Here is a 4,142-nt window from a genome sequence, read left to right as displayed (position 1 = left end):
GTGCCGCCGAACGCGACGCTGCGATCGGCTTGCTGGCGCGCACGCTGGCGCAGCCGAGCTTCCCCGAGGCGCTGTTCGCCCGCGACAAGGCACGCACCATCGCCGACGTGCGCGAGTCGCAGACCAAGGCCGAAGATATCGCCGCCAAGGCATTCTGGGCGGCGCTCTACGGAACGCATCCCTACGCGCGCCAGGAAAGCGAAGACAGCGTTGCCGCCATTACGCGCGACGACCTGGTCGCCTTCCATCGCACGCACTATGTCGCCAACCGCGCCGTGGTCGCCATGATCGGCGACGTCACGCGCGCCCAGGCCGACCAGATCGCGCAAAGGCTGACGCAGCAGTTGCCGCAAGGCCTGGCGTTGCCGGCCTTGCCGGAAGTCGCGCTCACCGCGCCCAAGGACCAGCGCATCAGCCATCCCGCTTCGCAGTCGCATATCCTGATCGGCATGCCGGCGCTGGTGCGCGGCGATCCGGATTTCTTCGCGCTGACGGTCGGCAACTACATCCTCGGCGGCGGCGGTTTCGTCTCGCGCCTGACCAATGAAGTGCGCGAAAAGCGCGCGCTGACCTACAGCGTCTACAGCTACTTCTCGCCGCTGGCGCAGAAGGGGCCGTTCCAGATCGGCCTGCAGACCAAGCAGGAGCAGACCGCCGAAGCGCTCGGGGTGGTGCGCCGCACGCTGGCCGACTACCTGCGCGACGGTCCGACCGCGGCAGAGCTCAAGGCGGCCAAGGACAACCTGGTCGGCGGCTTCGCGCTGCGCATCGACAACAATCGCAAGATTCTCGACAACCTCGCGGTGATCGGCTATTACGGCCTGCCGCTGGATTACCTGGATCACTGGATCGAACGCATCCGCGCCGTGAGCGTGCAGGACGTGCGCGCAGCCTTCCGCAAGCATGTGCATCCGGAAGAATTGTCCACCATCATCGTCGGCGAAAGCGCCCCCTAGACCCTTCATCCCCTAATCCCCCAAGTTGCAGGCAGCAAGGAATTCCATGAGCAAGAGCAGTCCCTCCCGTCCCGGCGGCAAGCCGGCCAAGCCCGGCAAGCCCAGCAAGCCCGCCAATGGCGGCCCGCACCAGGTGCGCATCATCGGCGGCCAGTGGAAGCGCACCCCCTTGCCGGTGCTGGACGCCGAAGGCCTGCGGCCCACACCGGATCGGGTGCGCGAGACCGTCTTCAACTGGATCACCCATCTCATCGATGGCAACTGGGAAGAGGTGTCCTGCCTGGACCTCTTCGCCGGTTCCGGCGCACTCGGCTTCGAAGCTGCCAGTCGGGGCGCGCGCCGCGTGGTCATGGTCGAGCACAGCGGCCCCGCCGTGCGCCAGCTCGAAGCCAACCGCGACAAGCTCAAGGCCGCCACCCTGGCCATCCTGCGCGGCGACGCCTTGGCGGCGGCGCAGAACGCAGCACAACGCGAGCCGGGCGGCTTCCAGCTGGTCTTCATCGATCCGCCCTATCACCAGGGCTGGCTGGAAAAGGTGCTGCCGGCCTGCCAGCAACTGCTGGCGCCCACAGGCCTGGTCTATGCCGAAGCCGAGTTCGCCCTCGACGGCGCCGACGCCCCCGCATGGATGCAAGCCTGGGAAGTGGTGCGCGCCGACAAGGCCGGCATGGTCTTCTATCATTTATTGCGGCGCAAAAACATCGACTAATTCAGGCATAATGCGCGTTCTGATTGCTTAGCTGGTGAGGAGAGACCCTGATGGTGACAGCTGTTTATCCGGGAACATTCGATCCGTTGACGCGTGGCCATGAAGATCTGGTAAGACGCGCATCGGGATTGTTTGACAAGTTGGTCGTAGGCGTAGCGGACAGCAAAAACAAGAAGCCGTTTTTCTCCCTCGAGGAGCGCCTGTCGATAGCAAATGAAATACTCGGACACTACCCGAATGTCCAGGTGGAAAGTTTTTCCGGGCTGCTCAAGGATTTCGTGCGGCAAAACAATGCCCGCGTGATCGTGCGCGGCCTGCGCGCGGTATCGGATTTCGAATACGAATTCCAGATGGCCGGCATGAATCGTTATCTGTTGCCCGACGTGGAAACCTTGTTTCTGACGCCGTCGGACCAATATCAATTCATATCGGGCACCATCGTGCGCGAAATCGCCCTGCTGGGCGGCGACGTGTCGAAGTTTGTATTTCCCTCGGTCGAAAAATGGCTGAAGGAAAAGATGGCCAAGATGGATTTGTAATGTCTGCATTGCCTGCCGGAACGAAACCGGTCGGCAGTCCGACGGCATGCTGCATGTAAAGGAAGCGTTTGTATGGCACTGATGATCACCGATGATTGCATCAATTGCGACGTCTGCGAGCCCGAGTGCCCGAACGAGGCGATTTACATGGGGCCGCAGATCTATGAAATCGACCACAACAAGTGCACCGAATGCGTCGGCCACTTCGATGAGCCGCAATGCCAGCAGGTCTGCCCGGTCGCCTGCATCCCGTTCGATCCCGCCTGGCGCGAATCCAAAGAGCAACTGATGCTCAAGTATGAAACGTTGCAGGCCGCGGCCAAGAGCTGATCGTTCCTCCCGCACTTCCTTTCTTCTTTTCCTTCTTCTCGTCTCATAAGAAAAACCTGCTTGCATATAGGCAGTTGGTATTTCTGCCGTGCGCTGCTGGCGCGGTATCATCATCGCTCGCCACTTTTTTCGCAGTTTCACGCGCGTGCCGATGGATTCCAGCGGCCGCCCCGCCGGGAAAACAGCCATGCCCAATCATCAGCGCCTGCGTCATTTCATCACTTCCTTCTCCGATTTGCTCGGGCGTGAAAGCGCCGAAGCGGCCATCCTGCACGACGGCGCCGAGCTCCTGCGCGACCTGGTCGCAGTCGACGACTGGCTGCCGGAAGCCTATGCCCAACCTGATCCGGAACGCTATCGCCAATACCTGTTGCATGTCGATTCGGCGCAGCGTTTTTCGGTGGTCAGCTTCGTCTGGGGACCGGGCCAGCAAACGCCGGTGCACGACCATACCGTATGGGGCCTGATCGGCATGCTGCGCGGCTCGGAATATTCGCAGTCCTACCGTTGGGACGAGGGCGACGGCAAGCGCTCGCTCGCGCCGCACGGAGAACCGATACAATTGACGCCCGGCATGGTGGAGCCGATTTCGCCCAATGTCGACGGCCTCGACGATATCCACCGCGTGCACAATGCGCATGCGGACCGGGTGTCGATCAGCGTGCACGTCTACGGCGCCAACATCGGCGCGGTGCATCGTTCGGTGTATCAGCCGGACGGCACGCGCAAGGCCTTCATCTCGGGTTATTCGAACGACACGCTGCCCAACATCTGGGATTTATCCAAGGAGACGAAGACGACATGAGCAGCATCCGCATCCCCATTGGCGTTGATACACGAAACTTTCAACAAGTCCGCGACGATCTCCTGGCGCGCCGTGAAATTGCACTGCTCGACGTGCGCGAAGAAGCGCCGCACGCCGAAGCGCATCCGCTGTTCGCCTCCAATCTGTCGTTCTCGCACCTGGAGCTGCTGGCCTACGCGCGCATCCCGCGGCGCGACACCGCGATTGTCGTGCTCGACGACGGCGAAGGCCTGGCGCAGAAGGCTACCGGCCGTTTCGTCGCGCTCGGTTATAGCAACGTCAGCGTGCTCGACGGCGGCGTGGCGGGGTGGAAGGCCGCCGGCGGCGAACTGTTCCAGGACGTCAACGTGCCTAGCAAATCCTTCGGCGAACTGGTGGAAAGCAAGCGTCACACGCCTTCGCTGTCGGCGCCCGAGGTAAAGGCTCTGCTCGACGCGAAGGAAAACGTGGTGGTGCTCGATGCGCGCCGCTTCGACGAATACCAGAACATGAACATCCCGACCTCGATCAGCGTGCCCGGCGCCGAGCTGGTCTTGCGCGTGCGCGAGCTGGCGCCGGATCCGAACACGCGCGTGATCGTCAACTGCGCCGGCCGGACGCGCAGCATCATCGGTACGCAATCGCTGGTCAACGCCGGCATTCCCAACCCGGTCCACGCGCTGCGCAACGGCACCATCGGCTGGACGCTGGCCGGGCAAGAACTCGAACACGGCAACAGCCGCCAATTTCCGGTTGAGCTGACGGCGGCAACGCGCGTACAGGCGGCGGCCGACGCTCTCGCCGTGGCGGAGCGCGCCGGCGTT

The 4,142-nt window shown here is 62.8% G+C and carries 6 protein-coding genes; all 6 read left to right on the top strand.

The genetic code is table 11. The annotated features are described in order from the left end of the window. Nucleotides 1-956: M16 family metallopeptidase (locus tag HLUSI_RS28760; RefSeq protein WP_016834714.1), on the top strand; the 956-nt coding region annotated here is incomplete at its 5' end. Nucleotides 957-1,002: 46 nt separating this feature from the next. After that, the gene (gene rsmD, locus HLUSI_RS0114705; protein ID WP_016834713.1) at nucleotides 1,003-1,665 is read left to right on the top strand and encodes a 16S rRNA (guanine(966)-N(2))-methyltransferase RsmD; all 663 of its coding nucleotides are present in this window, start codon (nucleotides 1,003-1,005) and stop codon (nucleotides 1,663-1,665) included. Nucleotides 1,666-1,715: 50 nt separating this feature from the next. Then, nucleotides 1,716-2,204 carry a pantetheine-phosphate adenylyltransferase gene (gene coaD / locus HLUSI_RS0114700; RefSeq protein WP_029363547.1) on the top strand — a complete coding sequence of 163 codons (489 nt, stop codon included), beginning with the start codon at nucleotides 1,716-1,718 and terminating at the stop codon, nucleotides 2,202-2,204. 72 nt (nucleotides 2,205-2,276) lie between these two features. Continuing rightward, nucleotides 2,277-2,534 carry a YfhL family 4Fe-4S dicluster ferredoxin gene (locus HLUSI_RS0114695; RefSeq protein ID WP_016834711.1) on the top strand — a complete coding sequence of 86 codons (258 nt, stop codon included), beginning with the start codon at nucleotides 2,277-2,279 and terminating at the stop codon, nucleotides 2,532-2,534. 187 nt (nucleotides 2,535-2,721) lie between these two features. Continuing rightward, nucleotides 2,722-3,339, top strand: coding sequence for a cysteine dioxygenase family protein (locus HLUSI_RS0114690; RefSeq protein WP_029363546.1), 618 nt, complete (start codon nucleotides 2,722-2,724; stop codon nucleotides 3,337-3,339). Further along, nucleotides 3,336-4,142, top strand: an 807-nt coding sequence (locus tag HLUSI_RS28755; RefSeq protein ID WP_016834709.1) for a rhodanese-like domain-containing protein, incomplete at its 3' end; no start/stop codon positions are given. The genes HLUSI_RS0114690 and HLUSI_RS28755, both read left to right, overlap by 4 nt.

The organism is Herbaspirillum lusitanum P6-12 (assembly GCF_000256565.1).
In the GTDB taxonomy this organism is placed as follows: domain Bacteria; phylum Pseudomonadota; class Gammaproteobacteria; order Burkholderiales; family Burkholderiaceae_D; genus Herbaspirillum; species Herbaspirillum lusitanum.
Note: the sequence above shows the minus strand (reverse complement) of the source record. Positions and strands in the feature narration are given on the sequence as shown.

Coding starts and splice junctions, on each gene's coding strand:
- rsmD (WP_016834713.1), top strand. CDS start 1,003: ATGAGCAAGAGCAGTCCCTCCCGTCCCGGCGGCAAGCCGGCCAAGCCC.
- HLUSI_RS0114690 (WP_029363546.1), top strand. CDS start 2,722: ATGCCCAATCATCAGCGCCTGCGTCATTTCATCACTTCCTTCTCCGAT.
- HLUSI_RS0114695 (WP_016834711.1), top strand. CDS start 2,277: ATGGCACTGATGATCACCGATGATTGCATCAATTGCGACGTCTGCGAG.
- coaD (WP_029363547.1), top strand. CDS start 1,716: ATGGTGACAGCTGTTTATCCGGGAACATTCGATCCGTTGACGCGTGGC.